Origin of the sequence: Maricaulis sp. D1M11 (assembly GCF_047308265.1) — a bacterium.
Lineage (GTDB): Bacteria > Pseudomonadota > Alphaproteobacteria > Caulobacterales > Maricaulaceae > Maricaulis.
In genome coordinates this window covers 355,462-371,871 of sequence record NZ_JBKQWY010000003.1, presented here as the reverse complement: position 1 = coordinate 371,871, position 16,410 = coordinate 355,462, and the positions used below count along the sequence as shown (strand labels likewise).

Annotated in this window: 15 protein-coding genes; 9 read left to right on the top strand and 6 right to left on the bottom strand. The window is 61.7% G+C overall.

From position 1 onward, the window contains the following. Window positions 1-36: 36 nt before the first annotated feature. Both RMQ97_RS08100 and RMQ97_RS08095 read left to right on the top strand, forming a co-directional pair. Window positions 37-1,524: an alkaline phosphatase gene (locus RMQ97_RS08100; RefSeq protein ID WP_413660353.1), complete on the top strand. Its 1,488-nt coding sequence runs from the start codon at window positions 37-39 to the stop codon at window positions 1,522-1,524. 178 nt (window positions 1,525-1,702) lie between these two features. Beyond that, on the top strand, window positions 1,703-5,152 hold the full coding sequence (locus tag RMQ97_RS08095; protein ID WP_413660352.1) for a pyruvate carboxylase: 3,450 nt from the start codon (window positions 1,703-1,705) through the stop codon (window positions 5,150-5,152). 27 nt (window positions 5,153-5,179) lie between these two features. On the opposite strand, the gene RMQ97_RS08090 is transcribed toward RMQ97_RS08095, so the two are convergent. Together RMQ97_RS08090 and RMQ97_RS08085 are read right to left on the bottom strand one after the other, a co-directional pair. Continuing rightward, entirely contained in the window at window positions 5,180-5,593 is a 414-nt protein-coding gene (locus tag RMQ97_RS08090; protein ID WP_413660351.1) for a DUF1622 domain-containing protein, read from the bottom strand. Next, entirely contained in the window at window positions 5,593-7,578 is a 1,986-nt protein-coding gene (locus RMQ97_RS08085; protein WP_413660350.1) for a thiamine pyrophosphate-dependent enzyme, read from the bottom strand. Before RMQ97_RS08085 ends, RMQ97_RS08090 begins: the two co-directional genes overlap by 1 nt. Window positions 7,579-7,801: 223 nt before the next feature. On the opposite strand from RMQ97_RS08085, the gene RMQ97_RS08080 reads away from it, so the two are divergent. The 6 genes from RMQ97_RS08080 (at window position 7,802) to RMQ97_RS08055 (ending at window position 12,238) form a co-directional block, all read left to right on the top strand. Further along, window positions 7,802-9,421, top strand: a complete 1,620-nt coding sequence (locus RMQ97_RS08080) for a glutamate synthase-related protein (protein ID WP_413660349.1) — start codon at window positions 7,802-7,804, stop codon at window positions 9,419-9,421. A 3-nt stretch (window positions 9,422-9,424) separates the two neighbouring features. Next, window positions 9,425-9,655: a hypothetical protein gene (locus tag RMQ97_RS08075; RefSeq protein WP_413660348.1), complete on the top strand. Its 231-nt coding sequence runs from the start codon at window positions 9,425-9,427 to the stop codon at window positions 9,653-9,655. After that, window positions 9,652-9,816: a hypothetical protein gene (locus RMQ97_RS08070; protein WP_413660347.1), complete on the top strand. Its 165-nt coding sequence runs from the start codon at window positions 9,652-9,654 to the stop codon at window positions 9,814-9,816. The genes RMQ97_RS08075 and RMQ97_RS08070 overlap by 4 nt, the downstream gene beginning before the upstream one ends. Next, complete coding sequence (locus RMQ97_RS08065; RefSeq protein WP_413660346.1) at window positions 9,816-10,889, top strand: Rieske 2Fe-2S domain-containing protein; 1,074 nt, start codon at window positions 9,816-9,818, stop codon at window positions 10,887-10,889. Before RMQ97_RS08070 ends, RMQ97_RS08065 begins: the two co-directional genes overlap by 1 nt. After that, window positions 10,886-11,677 (top strand): hypothetical protein, encoded by a 792-nt coding sequence (locus RMQ97_RS08060; protein ID WP_413660345.1) that lies wholly within the window; start codon window positions 10,886-10,888, stop codon window positions 11,675-11,677. Before RMQ97_RS08065 ends, RMQ97_RS08060 begins: the two co-directional genes overlap by 4 nt. Before the next feature lie 90 nt (window positions 11,678-11,767). Next, window positions 11,768-12,238, top strand: a complete 471-nt coding sequence (locus RMQ97_RS08055) for a hypothetical protein (protein WP_413660344.1) — start codon at window positions 11,768-11,770, stop codon at window positions 12,236-12,238. On the opposite strand, the gene RMQ97_RS08050 is transcribed toward RMQ97_RS08055, so the two are convergent. The 4 genes from RMQ97_RS08050 to RMQ97_RS08035 are packed head-to-tail and all read right to left on the bottom strand — an operon-like array spanning window position 12,212 to window position 15,157. Further along, window positions 12,212-13,069: an alpha/beta fold hydrolase gene (locus RMQ97_RS08050; RefSeq protein ID WP_413660343.1), complete on the bottom strand. Its 858-nt coding sequence runs from the start codon at window positions 13,067-13,069 to the stop codon at window positions 12,212-12,214. The two genes, RMQ97_RS08055 and RMQ97_RS08050, sit on opposite strands and share 27 nt — an antisense overlap. 33 nt (window positions 13,070-13,102) lie before the next feature. Continuing rightward, a complete protein-coding gene (locus RMQ97_RS08045) occupies window positions 13,103-13,804 on the bottom strand; it encodes an LrgB family protein (RefSeq protein ID WP_413660342.1) in 702 nt (233 codons plus the stop codon). Then, window positions 13,801-14,148 (bottom strand): CidA/LrgA family protein, encoded by a 348-nt coding sequence (locus RMQ97_RS08040; protein WP_413660341.1) that lies wholly within the window; start codon window positions 14,146-14,148, stop codon window positions 13,801-13,803. Before RMQ97_RS08040 ends, RMQ97_RS08045 begins: the two co-directional genes overlap by 4 nt. A gap of 1 nt (window position 14,149) precedes the next feature. After that, window positions 14,150-15,157 (bottom strand): cupin-like domain-containing protein, encoded by a 1,008-nt coding sequence (locus RMQ97_RS08035; protein WP_413660340.1) that lies wholly within the window; start codon window positions 15,155-15,157, stop codon window positions 14,150-14,152. 123 nt (window positions 15,158-15,280) lie between these two features. On the opposite strand from RMQ97_RS08035, the gene RMQ97_RS08030 reads away from it, so the two are divergent. After that, window positions 15,281-16,384, top strand: a complete 1,104-nt coding sequence (locus RMQ97_RS08030) for a helix-turn-helix domain-containing protein (protein WP_413660339.1) — start codon at window positions 15,281-15,283, stop codon at window positions 16,382-16,384. Window positions 16,385-16,410: the final 26 nt, after the last annotated feature.

Genomic DNA, 16,410 nt, shown 5'->3' with positions numbered 1-16,410 from the left:
GGCAGGCGAGACAGGAACATCTGGGAAGCTGGACCTATGAATGTAGTTACGAAACTGGCAGGCCTGTCGGCCCTGCTCATGTCACCGACATGGATCTCCTCAACGGCTCTGGCTCAGAGCGAATCCGATCGCAGCTGGGACGTGTCCCGTCAGGTGGTGGAGGCCCGGACGTCGATTCCGGTGCGCCCGCAGGCCGCGAAGAATGTCATTCTCTTCATTGCCGATGGCATGAGTGTTCCGACCGTCACGGCCGCGCGCATTTATGACGGGCAAAGCCGGGGTGAGGATGGAGAAGCCAATATTCTCTCTTTCGAAACCTTTCCCCACATGGCCTTGATCAAGACGTACAACGCCAATATGCAGACTGCGGAAAGTGCCAGTACGGCCTCCGCCATCGCCACTGGCGTGCGTACGCGCGGTGGTGTGGTGTCTGTTCGGTCTGATCAGTTTCTCGATGTTTGCGAGAACCCGGACAGCGCGCCGCTGACCCTGGCCGAACGCGCCGAGGATCTGGGCATGGCAACCGGGATCATCTCCTCAGCCCGCCTGACCCATGCCACGCCGGCGAGCTGGTATGCCCACTCCCTGTCGCGCGAATGGGAAGCGGGCGTGCCGGATGAGTATGCCGCGTCGGGTTGCCAGGATATCGCGTCCCAGCTGATCGATTTCGATCACGGCGACGGGATTGAACTGGCCCTGGGAGGCGGACGCCGGAACTTCCTGCCTTCGGATGCGGGCGGGGTGCGCCCGGATGATCGCAACCTTCTGAGTGAATGGGAGACCCGTTTCAACGGTGTCTCGATCACCACGGGTGAAGAATTCCGGGCTCTCGATGTCGCCGATGATGCGCCGGTTCTGGGCCTGTTCACCAACAGCCACCTGTCCTACGAGGCTGATCGTGAGCAAAACGAGGAGCCCTCGCTGGCCGAAATGACCCGGTTTGCCATCGACCGTCTGTCCCGCGACGAGGATGGTTATGCCCTTCTGGTGGAAGCAGGGCGTGTGGATCACGCGCACCATGCCACGAACGCCTATCGCGCCCTGACCGATATGCAGGCCTTTGCAGACGCGATCGCCGTTGCGGTCGAAACAGTAGACCTGAACGAGACGCTCATCATCGTCACGGCGGACCATGGTCACACCATGACGATTTCAGGCTATGCCGCGCGCGGGAATAATATTCTTGGCCTGTCGCGCTGGTCGGATCTGGAACATGTTGAGCGCGAGCCAGCCCTGCGTTTCGCCCAGGACGGCAAGCCGTATACGACGCTGGGCTATCAAAACGGACCGGTGCTTCGCGCGCCCGACAGTGAGGCCCTGACCGAGGAACAGGTTCTCGATCCCAATTATCGTCAGCAGGCCGGTTTCCCGATGGGTTCGGAAACGCATTCCGGTGATGACGTGCCGCTCTATGCCAACGGGCCGCGGGCGCATGTGTTTGGCGGATCGCTGGATCAAAACACGATTTTCCACCTGATTGCTCACGCCCTGGACTGGTCTGTCGAAAACGACGCAGACGAATAGATCTCGGCGTTTGAACGCAAAAATGTTTCAATTCACCCCGGCTCTTCGTTGGAGTCGGGGTGTTTTCTGTCGAATTCTATGGAATCGAAGAATGGTTAGCGCTAACCTTATGGTTCGGCGCTGAATTGTTTGCATGGGCGCCCCAGAAAAACACCGTCGAGAACGGAGGGAGGCGTCGATGATCCATACCAAATTGCTTGTTGCCAATCGGGGCGAGATTGCCATTCGCATCATGCGGGCGGCCACCGAACTGGGTCTGAAAACCGTCGCGCTCTATCCCGACGAGGACAAGCTGTCGCTGCACCGGTTCAAGGCGGATGAAAGCTATCTGATCGGCCAGGGGCTGGGTCCGGTAAAGGCCTATTTGAACATTGACGATATCATCGCTGTGGCGAGGCGCTCGGGCGCGACACTGGTTCACCCCGGCTATGGATTTCTGTCCGAAAGCCCGGAATTTGCCGAGGCGTGTGCTGAGGCGGGTCTGACATTTGTCGGGCCGGAGCCGGATGTGATGCGGGCCCTGGGCAACAAGATTTCCGCCCGCAATCTCGCGGAAGAAGCTGACGTCCCCGTCATGCCGGCGACTGGACCTCTGCCCGAGGATCCTGAGGCGTGCCGGATGCTGGCGGAACAGATCGGGTTGCCGGTGATGCTCAAGGCCTCCTGGGGCGGGGGCGGCCGCGGCATGCGCCGGATTGATGCCATGGGGGATCTGGAGGCGGAAATCGCGGCGGGTCGGCGCGAGGCCGGGGCCGCGTTTGGCCGTGACGAGGTCTATCTGGAGAAATTCATCCTGCGGGCCCGACATATCGAGGTTCAGATCCTGGGCGATACCCATGGCAATCTGGTTCATCTCTATGAGCGCGATTGTTCGGTGCAACGCCGGAACCAGAAAGTGGTGGAACGTGCACCTGCTCCCAATCTGCCCGAAGCAACCCGTGAGGCCCTGTGCCAGTCGGCGCTGCGTTTGTGTCGCCAGGCCGGCTATAGCGGAGCCGGGACGGTGGAGTATCTGCTCGATGCGGATACGGGCCGGTTCTACTTCATCGAGGTCAATCCGCGCGTCCAGGTCGAGCATACCGTGACCGAGGAGGTGACCGGTATTGATATCGTGCGCGCCCAGATCCAGATCGCGCGTGGCGGTCGGATCGGCGATGTCGCGGATACCGGTGTCCCCGCACAAAGTGATATCACCCTGTCCGGACATGCCCTGCAATGCCGGGTCACCACGGAAGATCCGCAGGAAAGCTTCATTCCGGACTATGGCACGATCACAGCCTATCGCGGAGCAACCGGTTTTGGCATCCGGCTGGATGGGGGAACGGCTTATTCCGGTGCTGTCATCACGCGTTATTTCGACAGCCTCCTGGAAAAAGTCACCGCCTGGGCTGCCGGTCCGGACGAGGCCGTGCGCCGCATGGACCGGGCTCTGCGCGAGTTTCGTATTCGCGGTGTGGCGACCAATATCCCGTTTCTGGAAAACGTCATCAACCATCCGGACTTTGCCGCGGGCAAAGTGACAACCCGCTTCATTGATGAAACGCCGGCATTGTTTGATTTCCCGCGTCGTCGCGACCGGGCCACGCGCCTTTTGCGTTTCGTGGCTCAGACCACCGTCAACGGAAATGCCGAAGCGGCCGGACGTCCGGAACCGCGTGTTCGGCATCATCGCCCCACACCCTTGCCCGTGACGGCGCAACAGCCTGCCGCGGGGTCCAAACAGGTGCTCGACGGTCAGGGCGCGGACGGGCTGCGCGACTGGATGCTCGCGCAAGAACGCGTCTTGATGACCGACACCACAATGCGCGATGGCCATCAATCCCTGCTCGCCACGCGCATGCGCAGCTATGACATGGTCCAGATCGCCGAGGCCTATGCCCAGCGCCTGCCACAGCTGTTCTCGCTGGAATGCTGGGGCGGGGCGACGTTCGACGTGGCGCTGCGTTTTTTGAAAGAGGACCCGTGGGATCGTCTGCGCGATATCCGCCAGCGTGTCCCCAATGTGCTGCTCCAGATGTTGCTGCGCGCCTCCAATGGCGTGGGCTATACCAATTACCCCGATAATGTGGTGCAGCATTTTGTGGAACAGGCTGCCCGCGAGGGTGTGGATGTGTTTCGCGTGTTCGACAGTCTCAACTGGGCCGAGAACATGAAACCGGCCATGGCGGCGGTGATCGAGACAGGAAAAGTCTGCGAAGCAGCGATTTGTTATACCGGCGATCTCTTTGATCCGGCCCGCCCGAAATACGATCTGGACTATTATCTGCGCCTGGCGCGGGAGTTCCGGGATTTTGGCGCTCATATTATCGGCATCAAGGATATGGCGGGGTTGTGCCGACCACGCCAGATCTCGACCCTGGTCAAGGCGATCAAGGAGGAGACCGGCCTGCCTTTGCATTTTCACACGCATGATACGTCGGGGATTGCCGCCTCGACCGTACTGGCGGCGTGTGAGGCCGGAGTGGATGCGGTGGATGCCGCCATGGACAGCCTGTCAGGGCTGACCTCGCAGCCCAATTTGGGTTCTATCGTGACCGCTCTGGCAGATACCGACCGCGATACGGGGCTGGATCCGGCCGAGATCCGGCGTTTCTCCGATTATTGGGAAGCGGTCCGCGATCAGTATGCAGCGTTTGAACCGGATCTGCGCTCCGGGGCGTCCGAGGTCTATCTCCACGAAATGCCGGGAGGTCAGTTCACCAATCTGAAGGAACAGGCGCGCGCGCTGGGTCTGGCAGATCGCTGGCACGAGGTGGCGCGTCAGTATGCCGATGTGAACCAGATGTTCGGCGATATCGTGAAAGTGACACCCTCGTCGAAAGTCGTCGGCGATATGGCACTGGCGATGGTGTCATCGGGACAGAGTGTGGAGGATGTGCTCGATCCGACTCAGGACACGGCATTTCCCGATTCCGTTGTGGCGATGTTGCGCGGGGATTTGGGTCAGCCCGAGGGCGGCTGGCCGCCGGCGCTTCAGGCCAAAGCCCTCAAGGGCGAGGCGCCGATGACCGAACGCCCCGGTGCCTTGATGGCACCGGTCGACCTGGCTGCCGAGCGGGCTCTGCTGGAGCCCAAATCCCAGAACCCGGTTTCAGAGGCGGATCTGGCCAGCCATCTGATGTATCCAGCGGTGTTTGAGACCTATCTCGATCATCGCAAGGCCTATGGCCGGGTTGATGTGTTGCCGACACCGGTCTTTTTCTATGGCATGGAGCCGGGACAGGAGGTCGCTGTGGATATCGAACCCGGCAAGACCCTGATCATCCGGCTGATGGCTGTGGGTGAGGTCGACCAGCGCGGCGAACGTGAGGTGTTTTTTGAACTCAATGGACAGCCGCGCATTGTGCGGGTGAAGGATCAGGCGGTGGCGTCTGAAACGGTCGACCGGGTGAAGGCGGATCCCAGCGATACCGGTCAGGTGCCGGCACCGATGGCAGGCCTTATCTCCACAGTGGGTGTGCGTGAGGGGCAGAGCGTGAAGGTCGGGGACCGTTTGGCGACGCTGGAAGCCATGAAGATGGAGACGGCGATCGCCGCCCCCATCGATGGCGTGGTTTCGGGCATTGATGTGGGCCCCGGCGACCAGGTGGAGGCCAAGGATCGCCTGGTCACGATCCGGCCCAGCTGACCCGTCGTTGGGGTCAGGCCGGGCTGTCTAGGAGGGCCGGGCCCGGTGTTCCGCGCTGACCTCTGCGAGTTCCTTGCCCAGGAAATAGCTGATGGCAGTGCGGATAGCGACGAGGGCCGCCACGAATGCGAGGTCTTCCAGCTCGCGACTGATCACCGTGTGAACAATATCCGAGGCGATCATGAATTCGATCCCCAGAAGGATATAGCTGCCCAGCTGGATCCGCACGGACTGGCAGGCCAGCAGGGCATTGCCACCGCGTAGTCTTTGCCATTCCGCGCCCAGAAAACCGATCAGCGAGATCACAAACCCATAGAGAATGATGGTCATCCCAATCAGGTCGATGCCCAAGGCGATGGTCTCCAGTGCATGGACGACCGGCTCGATCCAGCCGCCCATATGCGCCATCGGTGTGGTGGAGCTGAGCGTCTCGTCCAGCATCAGACCAGTTCCGCATCGGTGATGATTTCCACCAGGGCCGGACCCTCATAGGCCAGAGCCTCACGCACGGCATCGTCCAGCTCCTCGCGCCGGGTCACGCGCATGCCATGCCCGCCACACGCCCGTGCAAAACCGGCCAGGGGTGGATTGACCAGGCTGGTTTGCCAGACCGGCCACTGGCCGGCGCGCTGTTCCTTGGTGATCTTGCCCAGCTGACTGTTATTCATCAGGAAATGGGTGATGTTCATGCCGTATTTGACGGCCGTGGTGAATTCCATCGCATATTGGCCGAACCCGCCATCGCCCGAGATCGATACGACCGGACGGTCGGCGTGCTCCGCGAAATCGCGTGTGGCTGCCCAGGCGCCCATCGCCGCCGGGAAGGCAAAGCCGATGGAACCGAGATAACCCGACATCATCACGCGTTGGCCGCAGGGTTCGAAATAGCGGCCGAAGGAGTAGGTGTTGTTGCCGACATCCACAGCGATCGCCGCATTGTCAGGGATCAGGCGTGTCAGGCTGTCAAACAGTGCGGCCGCGGACAGGCCCTGACCCCGATCTTCGGTGATACGGGTCTGTTTTTCCGCCCGCCACATCCGCCAGCGTTCGGCCAGTTCGTCTCTTTGATCGATGGCCGCCAGGTCCTGTGATTTCAGCATATGGCGCAAAATGCCCAACGTGCGTCGAACCTCACCCCAGACCGGAACCTCGACCGGGTGGAATTTGCCCAATTGCATGCGTTCGTGATCGACCTGGATGATCGGCTTTTTCGGCTCGATACCGGTATGGTTCGAGAAGGAGGTGCCCAGGGCCAGGATCAGGTCACACTCATTCATGAACCAGCTGGCGATCGGCGTGCCCGAGCGTCCCAGAACCCCGGCGGCGAGGGGATCGGTATCGGCGATCTGGCCCTTGGCCTTGAATGTTGTCACCACCGGAGCATTGAGCTGGCGGGCCAGGGAGAGAACCTGATCCATGCCGTCGCGCGCACCATAACCGACAATGATCAAGGGACGCCGGGCGGAGGTGAGCCTGGCCACGGCCTGGTCGAGCGCCTCTTGCGGCGGGGCAATATCGCCTGCGGCCAGACGTCCATCGGGCTGACCCGCCGGGGCGTCAGAAGGCAGGGTCTGCACATCATCGGGGAAGATCAGATGCGCGACATCGGAGTGCACAATGGCATTCTTGCAGGCCAGCGAGGCCAGTTCGGCGTGGTGGGACGTATGCAGCACGGTCTGGGAGAAACGGGAGACCGGCTCGAACGCACTGGCCAGGTCGATATCCTGGAAGGCGCCGGGGCCGAAGACCTGGACTTGCACCTGACCTGTCAGGGCGAGGACCGGGGCCCGGTCGACCTTTGCGTCCCACAGACCGGTCAGGAGATTGGTCGCACCCGGGCCGGCAATCGACAGACAGCCGGCGGGATGTCCGGACAGTTTGGCATACCCTGAGCAGGCAAAACTGGCGGCGCCTTCATGGCGGATGCCAAAATAGCTCATGTCGCCGGCCTCCTCGCGCAGGCGAAGCGCATCGGCCAGCCCCAGATTGGAGTGACCGACCATGCCAAACACCGATTTGATGCCCCAGTTCACAAATGTCTCGGCCATGACATCGGTGACCGTACGTTCGTGCGGAGCCTCGGCGGGCACGCCGACATAGATCCCGTCCTCGCGCACCTCGACCGGATAGGTCTCCTGTCCGCTGTCTTCATGGCCGCCCGGAGGAGAGCCGGTCAGCGGATCAAAGTCCCAGCCATGCCAGGGGCAGCGCAGCCAGCACTGGCCGTCCACGCCGGTTTCGATGGATCCTTCACCCAGAGGCCCGCCCTGGTGGGGGCAGCGATTGTCCATGGCCGCGTATTGACCGTCAAAATGAACGATGGCCAGCGAAACCGTGCCGGCTGTGGCTGACTTTACGCGGCCTTCGGCCAGCTCGCCTGGTTCGGCAACCTTGTGCCAGTCCAGCTCCTGTTGTGTATCGATCATAATGTCCTCCCTGTCGCCATCCCCTATACACGTTTCGTCATGACACCGTGATCACAACTGGCTCGCAGGCTTGTCAGAACGGGGCGAGCAGGCCTCAAGCGTTTGTCAGACCCCGTCAGGAGCTCGTGCGATGCCTGGATCACTTTTGGGCGTTAGAGGTGCGTTGTTGCTTGACGCTGCGACTGGGCGCGGCTGAAACTCGGGACACTGCGGGGGAGACAGTATGAAAAAGACAGCAATCGCAAAATGGGCGGATCTGGCCGATCGGGATCCGACACATGCGCGCGTGGCCAATGTGGACCTGGTCATCGTTCGCTATGATGACGCGGTGTCGGTGCTTTACGGGCGGTGTCTGCACCGCGGCGCCCTGATGTCCGACGGGCATGTGGACGGACACAATCTGATCTGTGGCGTACACAACTGGGATTATCGCTACGACACCGGCGTGTCCGAGTATGACAACTCGGAAGCCCTCCACAAATTCACGGCCTGGGTGAAAAGCGGCCAGGTCTGGGTGGATGCCGACGAGATCGCGGCCTGGCATGACGTCAATCCCCAGCCCTTCGACCGTGAGGCCTATCTCGGTGATTATCAGGATACCCATCCCGAACCGGCCGAGCCCTATAACCGATTGATCCGGGATTACGCAGAACACGGGCTGTCCAAGACCGGCCACCACGGTGTGGTGGATGCGATGGGTGTGCCACGCCAGGAGCTGCCGGACTGGGATGACATTCAACTGGTTACGGCGCAGCTGCATCGTCCGCCCTTGCTGGACGAGGAACCGGTGGATGCCTGCACGGTGATCGGTCCGCGCGCAGCCAAACCGCTCGAACTGGATATCCCGCTCTTTGTGTCCGACATGAGTTTTGGGGCGCTGAGTGAAACCGCCAAGGTCGCCCTGGCGCGCGGTGCCGAGCTGGTGGGCACGGGCATTTGTTCGGGCGAGGGCGGAATGCTGGCCGAAGAACAGGCGGAAAACAGCCGCTATTTCTACGAACTCGCCTCCGGCCGTTTCGGCTTTTCCTGGGACAAGCTCGCCCGGGTCCAGGCCTTTCATTTCAAGGGTGGACAGGGCGCCAAGACCGGGACGGGCGGTCATTTGCCCGGCCACAAGGTCACCGGCAAGATTGCCGAGACACGTGGTCTGCGTGAAGGCCAGGATGCCATCTCCCCGCCGCGTTTTCCTGAATGGACCGAGCTGTCCCAGATCAAGGCGTTTGCTGACGAGGTGCGCGAGCGGACCGGCGGCATCCCGATCGGCTATAAACTCTCCGCCCAGCAGATCGAGAAAGACCTTGATGCCGCCCTCGAGATCGGTGTCGACTATGTCATCCTCGACGGGCGTGGAGGCGGAACGGGCGCGGCTCCGATCATTTTCCGCGACAATATCTCGGTCCCCACCATTCCGGCACTGGCCCGGGCCCGGCATCATCTGGACCGGTCGGGCATGTCTGATGTCTCACTGGTGATCACCGGCGGCTTGCGCAAACCGGCCGACTTCATCAAGGCCCTGGCGCTGGGGGCTGACGCGATTGCGGTCTCGAACGCGGCCATGCAGGCCATCGGCTGTGTCGCCATGCGCGCGTGCCATACCAATAGCTGCCCGGTCGGTATCGCCACCCAGAAACCGGAACTGGTGCAACGTCTTGTGGCGGAAAAATCAGCCCGTCGCCTGGCCAATTTCTTCGACGCGTCGACGGAATTGATGAAGGTCATGGCCCGCGCCTGCGGCCATCACCGCTTGGCTGATTTCAACATCGAAGACCTGACCACCTGGAAACGGGAGATGTCGGACTTGTCCGGCATTGCCTATGGTGGCCTGGCCGGATGGAAGGCCTAGTCAATGGATCCGCATCTCGCTGATATGATTTTGACGGGCGCGGCGCTCTATCTGGGGCTCGGCATCGTCTTCGCACTGGTCTTTGTCACATTGCTGCTCAAGCGGTTTGATCACAATGCGGCCGAGGCCGCCCCGGCCCAGTTCCGGGTCTTGATCTTTCCCGGCGTCATGGCCTTGTGGCCCTTGCTGGCGGGGCTTCTCATTGCGCGAACCCTGCGCGGAGGTGAGGCATGAGACGCGCCCATCGCACCGCTCATTTTCTCGTCTGGCTTCTTCTGGTTCCGGCCATGCTCGCTATTGCGGCTCTCGCTCTGGGCCACAAGCGCAGCACGCCCGTGAACGAGGCCCTGCCGTCCGCTCTGATCGAAACCACGCTAACGGGGGAGCCTGACTGATGGCTGTCGGATACAAGGCCGTTATCTGGAACGGTTTCAAACAGAAATACGTGATCGCCCTGTGGGCCATCATCATCACATTCATCGCCAGTTTTGTGGTCGTGACCGGTCTGACCCAGCCCGAGGGCGAGAGTTTTCACCCGGTTCAGCTGGTCTTGCGGGCGTTCGGATTTGCCGCGTTTAACCTTTTGACCTTCATTCTCGTGATCGGTCCGATGGCGCGTCTGACGCCCCGCTTCAAACCTCTGCTCTATAATCGCCGCCATATGGGTGTGTCGGCCTTCCTGCTCATGACGGTGCATGTCGGCCTGGTGCTGATGTGGTATCACGGCTTCTCCGAGACCAACCCGTTTATCTCGCTTCTGACCAACAATCCGCAGTACCACCGCATTGACGGATTTCCGTTCGAGAGCCTTGGACTGGCCGCCTTTTTGATCCTGTTTGTGATGGCGGCCACCAGTCATGATTTCTGGCTGGCCAATCTGGGGGCACCGTTCTGGAAAGCGCTGCATATGGGCGTGTATCTGGCCTATGGCGCGCTGGTTGCCCATATCCTTTTGGGGCTGGTCCAGAACGAACGCTCGGACCTGTTTGGGGCCTGGGTGCTGGCCAGCGCCTTTGTTGTCGCCACGCTTCATCTGATCACCGGGTTCAAGGAGTTCACCGCCGACCGTCGTAGCGGGTTCAAGCCCCAGTCTCTGGATGCGGAGAAGGGCTGGGTGAAGGTGGGCGCCTTCACCGAGATTCCCGATGACCGTGCGGTGATTGTGCCCGGTGAGGGACGTGAACGTATTGCCGTGTTCCGATATGACGGCCAGGTGTCCGCGATCAGCAATGCCTGCAAACACCAGAACGGACCACTGGGCGAGGGGCGTATCGTCAATGGCTGTGTGGTCTGTCCCTGGCACGGGTATGAATACACGCCGCGCAATGGTCGGGCTCCCGCACCCTTCACCGAGAGGATCAAGACCTACCGGACCGCCATCCAGGCAGGTGAGGTCTATGTGAATATCCAAGCCCTGCCGGCCGGCACAGATGTGGAACCGGCGCGTTACGAGGAGGCCTCGTCATGAGCGATAAACTGATCCGGGACACCGATGACGGGGCGTATTTTGTCGGATATCTCGACACACCCGACGTGGATCGTCGCTACCTCCTGGCCTTGACCGGCGCGGGACTGCTCACGGCGGGCGGGCTGGCCGCGGGCCTGGCTGCGCTGCAAGGCGGAGCGGGGCGCGGTGAGTGGGATATGGCCACGATCGTCACGCGAACCGGGCACCTGGTCCGCGAGCCCTATCCCATGTTGCAGACTGTGGATGAGGCCGGTCGGGCCCAGACCATTTTGCTGGCGTGTGACAGCAAGTGTGGCGCACAGAATAAGCTGTCCGAAAGCGATATCGCGACGGATCAGGTCGAGGTCGAAGGGTCGCTGATCCAGCGGGGGCGTCACCAGATGATGGCGGTTGTGAACCGTCCGGACTGGATTCGCCCGGCCGGACCCGAGGCCCGCCTGCCGGATCCTCGCCAGTTTGCCGCCCAGTCCGAGGGGGCGGTGAGTCTTCGGGGAGAAATCCTGGACAGCAAGTGCTGGTTCGGGGCGATGCGCCCCAATGAGGGCCCGGTCCACAAGGCCTGCGCCATCCTGTGTATTGCCGGCGGACTGGCACCCTATTTCTACAGTCGGGACATGTTGGGGCGTTCGCGTGCGGTGATGATCACGGATCCATCCGGACAGGCTCTGGTCCAGCCCATTTTGCGCCATGTCGCCGATCCGGTGGCGGTCGACGGCGAGTTGGTCCGCCTGGGGGATCTCCTGCAAATCCGAATGGATCCGGCCCGATTGCAGGTGCTCGGTTATTAAACACAACCAATATGCATAATTTTAGGCATTGGAATTGTGTCGAAGTGATCTACTACAGCGGGCTTATCCAAGTGGGGACTGTGGAGAGACATGGATAAGCTCGTCCGAACGTTATTCAGTGTGCTGATTGTTGCACTGGCTTTGAGGGCCGCCTACGCCATCCTGTTGATGGGCGGAGCGATGATGTTTCGGCTGACCGGTGAGGAACTCTTTCCCATCGAGGATCAGACCGCCTATGTGTTGCGCACGGTTCCGGTCAGTTTTTATGTGATCTGGACCGCCTTTGTGGCGTGTTACCTTGCCGCAGCTATTGTGGTTCAGCTTCGCGTGTTGTGGGCGCTCCTGCTGTATGCAACAGGCTTCATTATGGATTTCGCCCTGACCACGCGCTGGTTCAACGAAATCTATGTCGATCAGAGTTATGGCGGGGCTGGAGTGCTGGTCGAAAACGCGCTGAATGCGTTTGATCTGTCCATCATCGCGACCCTGGTCTTTCTCCTCCCGCTCGAGGCGCGACGCAAGCGCGAAGAAGCCTCAACCGAGGATCCGGACCAGCTCTGACGCGACCCGCTCGGGGGCTTCCTGCGGAGCCAGATGGGTCAGCCCGTCCAGCGCGATCGGCGTGAGACCGTGGCGCTTGATCGCGGACAGGTCCATCAGCGTGCTCTCGAACTCGGCCCGCAAGAGTGTAAAGCGAGACCCCAGACGTTGCGCCGTCTTTGCCAGGGCGTGCGGCACATTGTGGCCCTGGGCCTCGTAATTGGCGGCTTCCCATTCCGGCGGACAGGTCAGTTCCACACCGTCAGGAGCTGGGCGCAATCCATCCGCCAGATAGTCGTCGAGCACACCCGGCGCCCACAGGTTGAAGGGTTTGCGACGGGCATAGCGCGCCTTGACCGTGTCGGTATCCGCCCAGCTTCGCCCCCGACGTCTGGCCAGTCGGGCAAAGGGCAGACGGTCATGCATGAGCCGCTGCAGCGGGGTCATGTTGAGATAATAGATCGGCGCGGGAAGGATGACCGCCTCGATCAGGGCGAGTTGCACATTTAGTTGCAAGCGATGCGTGGTCAGCAGGCTGACGGTGGCCCCCAGCGAGTGTCCGGACAGAATGTCGACCGGGCGGTCCAGCTGGGTGATCACCGCTTCGATATCCTCGACATAGATATCGTAGTTACGCATCCGGTCCCAGGGTGTGGGCAGGCGGCAGCGGCCATGTCCGCGCAGGTCGAGCGCGAGGATATCGAAATGCTCGGCCAACGGCTGGAGCATGGACGTGTAGGTGCGTGCGTTGAAGCCATTGGCATGCAGGAACATCAGGCGCGGCGCGCCGGGTCTGGGCCAGGCATAACCCGTGATGTCCCCATCACGCAGGGAGAAGGAAAGACTGTTCATATTGCAGTGCCGACCCGGTTGAACGCTGTTCACTTAGCTCGAAACTAAGGGCCAGACTAGTGGCAGGACAAGCGCCGTGAGCAGGGCGCTCAACCCCATGGCCAGCGCAGAGTAGGCACCGGCTCGCCGGGCGATCTGCAGGGCCCGGGCTGTTCCGATCCCGTGGCTGGCCACTCCGAGGGCCAGCCCTTGCGCGCGTTGGTCCCGAAGGCCCAGTCCGCTGAGCAGCGGGGGCAGGGCGACAGCGCCCAAAATGCCCGCAAGGATCACCAGCGCCGCTGCGAGGGAGGGCCAGCCGCCCAACAGGTCTGCAAGATCCATCGCGACGGGTGTTGTCACAGTCTTAGGGGCCAGGGAGGCCTTGATGGCGTCATCCAGACCGAAGGCGAGGCCCAGGGCGAGCGCCAGCCCGGTTGCGGTCAATGCACCGATGATCACAGAGACGAGGATGGCCATGGCGTTTTTGCCAAGCTTTCGCGCTTCGCGATAGAGCGGCACAGCGAGCGCCACCGTCGCGGGACCGAGCAGGAAATGCAAAATCCAGGCGCCGTCAAAATAGACCTCATAATCCAGCTCCAGCACCCACAGGCAGGCCATGACGGTCAGAATGGCGATCAGGACGGGGTTGAGCCAGGCGGGGCGTGCGAAGCGATCAGATAGGTATTCTGCTGCCTTGTACGCGCTCAAGGTCAGAACCAGCGCAAACAGGGGGGAGTGGAGCATATCCTCGATCACTCTGCGTCCTCCGTGTCGGCGAGCGCGGTGAAAAGAGCGGCGGTAACAAGACCCGCGACCAATGTGCTGATCACAACAGCCACGGCGAGCCCGAGGGCCGCGCTTTCAAGCTGGGTGGCATAGACGCCCAGCCCCGCACCGGCCGGGACAAAAAACAGCGGCATCCAGCGGTGCAAAGGACGGGTCGCCCGGGCAATGCCGCGGGGCACGCTGCCACGAAGGATGAGGATCACAAGCAGGATCAAGAGGCCGGCCACCGGGCCAGGCAGGGGCCAGCCCGTTGCGCGAACCAGGATTTCGCCGGCCAGCTGGCAGGCCAGTATGACAAGCAGACCCGTAACCATGTCAGCGTTGCAGCGTGCGCAACAAGTGTTGCCGTATCCGCGAGCGCACGGCCTCGGTGGACGGGCCGAACACACCCTTGGCCTCATCGCTCAGATAGGGCTGAGCTTCGTTCGCCGCATCGAAGATGAAATGGTCGAAGACGTGTTTCCACGCCTGACGTTCGTGTTCAGGCAGGTCTCTCAGGGTGAGCAGGCCATGGAGCAGGGTGAGGAAGGGCGTGACGGTGTGGGGCGGACCTTCGCGCCACCAGATGTTGAGCATCATGGAGACCGGGTCGAGGCTCTGCACGAAATGCACCCACAGGCTGGGCATGTAGAGCGTATCTCCGGGCTCCAGGGTCGCGGTCAATGCCTTGTCTTGCGCGCGGGCATAGTCCGGGAAACGCTCCAGATCCGGCTGCAGCGGATCAACCAGGCTGACCGGCTGACCCGCGATCGTGCGATCCATGGGCCCAATATAGAGATCGCGAATGCATTCAGGCGGATAGAGGATGAAGCGCCGACGCCCGGCAATCACCGTGGCGAGATTGGATGGCAGATCCCAATGCGGGGCGGTGCGGGTGCGATTGCCGATCCACAACGAGGTCAGGCGTTCCTCCACGCCGTCCAGCAGCGGCATGGCATGCTCATCGGCCAGGGATTGCAGGTCATCGCGCAGAGGTACGGCGCCCGCGAACAGGCTGACGGGCTGTTGCGCTCCGGCCTCTGATTTCAAACGAGCAAACAAGTCCTTCAGCGAGAGGCGCCGACGCTCGAAGTTGAAGCCCGTACAATCTGCGTCATGCAGGAAACGTCCCTCGAACCGCGCCGGTAACTCCAGAACGTCGGCTTCTCGCGCAGGCGCGCGCGGGCCCAGGGCTGTGAACAGGGCATCAGCGCCGTTTCGACCGGCATGGACCAGGGGCCAGTCGGCGCAGAGACCCCGCAGGACAGCCGGTTGATTGCGCGGCTGGATCTCGGACCTGAACCGTGCCTGGTCAATATCTTCAAATATCTGGATCGGTGTCATGACCCTGTGCTAGCGCGCGATGGCCGGTCAGGGAAGGGATGATGCCTCGACAGATTGCGGAAATCTGACTTAACTCCCGGAGATGACCGCAAGGATGGGGATCACCGGAAAGGACTGGCGTCAGTGTCGACACTCGAACTCATAGAGATCCTCGCACGGGGCGGCACGGCGGGACTGTGCTTGGTTCTGGCCATTCAGTTCATGCCCCTACGTCATGGAAACTGGGCGGCCCGTCTGGGCGGGGTGTTCATGCTGGCCACGGCCGCCTACGCCATCGTGTCTTCGGAAACCCTGTCCACGGCCTTTCACCCGGCAAGTATCGGGCTGAGCGCACCGGCCATCCCCATGCTGGCGATCTTCTGGTGGTTCATCCTGGCTTTATTCGATGATGATTTTCAGTGGCACCCCCTGCATGCGGCGCCCGCGGTGATCATTTTGAGCTTCGCCATCGCACACTTTCAGTTCGATGAGGGGACAAGCGGAGCGGTGATCAGCCTCATGGCCTGGCAGGTGACCGGGCTTGGGCTGTTGATCCATGTTGGTTTTATTGCCCTGCGGGACCTGGGGGATGACCTGGTCGAGCCCCGTCGCCGCTTTCGCCTGGCACTTGCGATCACCGTCGGGGTCATGGGGGTCGGTGTCGCGGGCGTCGAGATGGTGTATGCGCACGCGCCCATGCCCGATCTGATTTTCCGTCTGCATGGGGTGATGTTGTTTGCACTCACACTTGTGTTCAGCAATTGGGCCCTTCAGGCACGACCGGAACTGTTTCTCCGGCCCGAACGCGCATCTGAGACAGACCGGTCTGGTGAGGCGCCTGGCAGGCAGGTGCGTCCTGAAGACCGGGGTCTGGCTCGCCGTCTGTCGGCGTGGGTCGAGACGGGCGGTTATCGACAGGCGGGTCTGAGTGTCAGCCAGCTGGCGCGCGCCCTCGATACGCCGGAACACAGGCTGCGCCTTTTGATCAATTCGGGCCTGGGTTACCGCAATTTCTCCGATTTTCTCAATACCCACCGCCTGGCCGATGCCCGCAAAACCCTGGCGGATCCGGATCGGGCCCATGACCAGATCCTCACCCTTGCGCTGGAGCTGGGTTATGGCTCTGTCGCGCCTTTCAACCGAGCCTTCAAGGCAGAAACGGGGCAGACGCCGACCGCCTGGCGACGTGAGGCGTTGACACGCACCGGCGCACAGGATGCGAAACTGAAAAATCCTGATCAGATCTGAAAAAGACTGATCCCGTTTCATTCCAG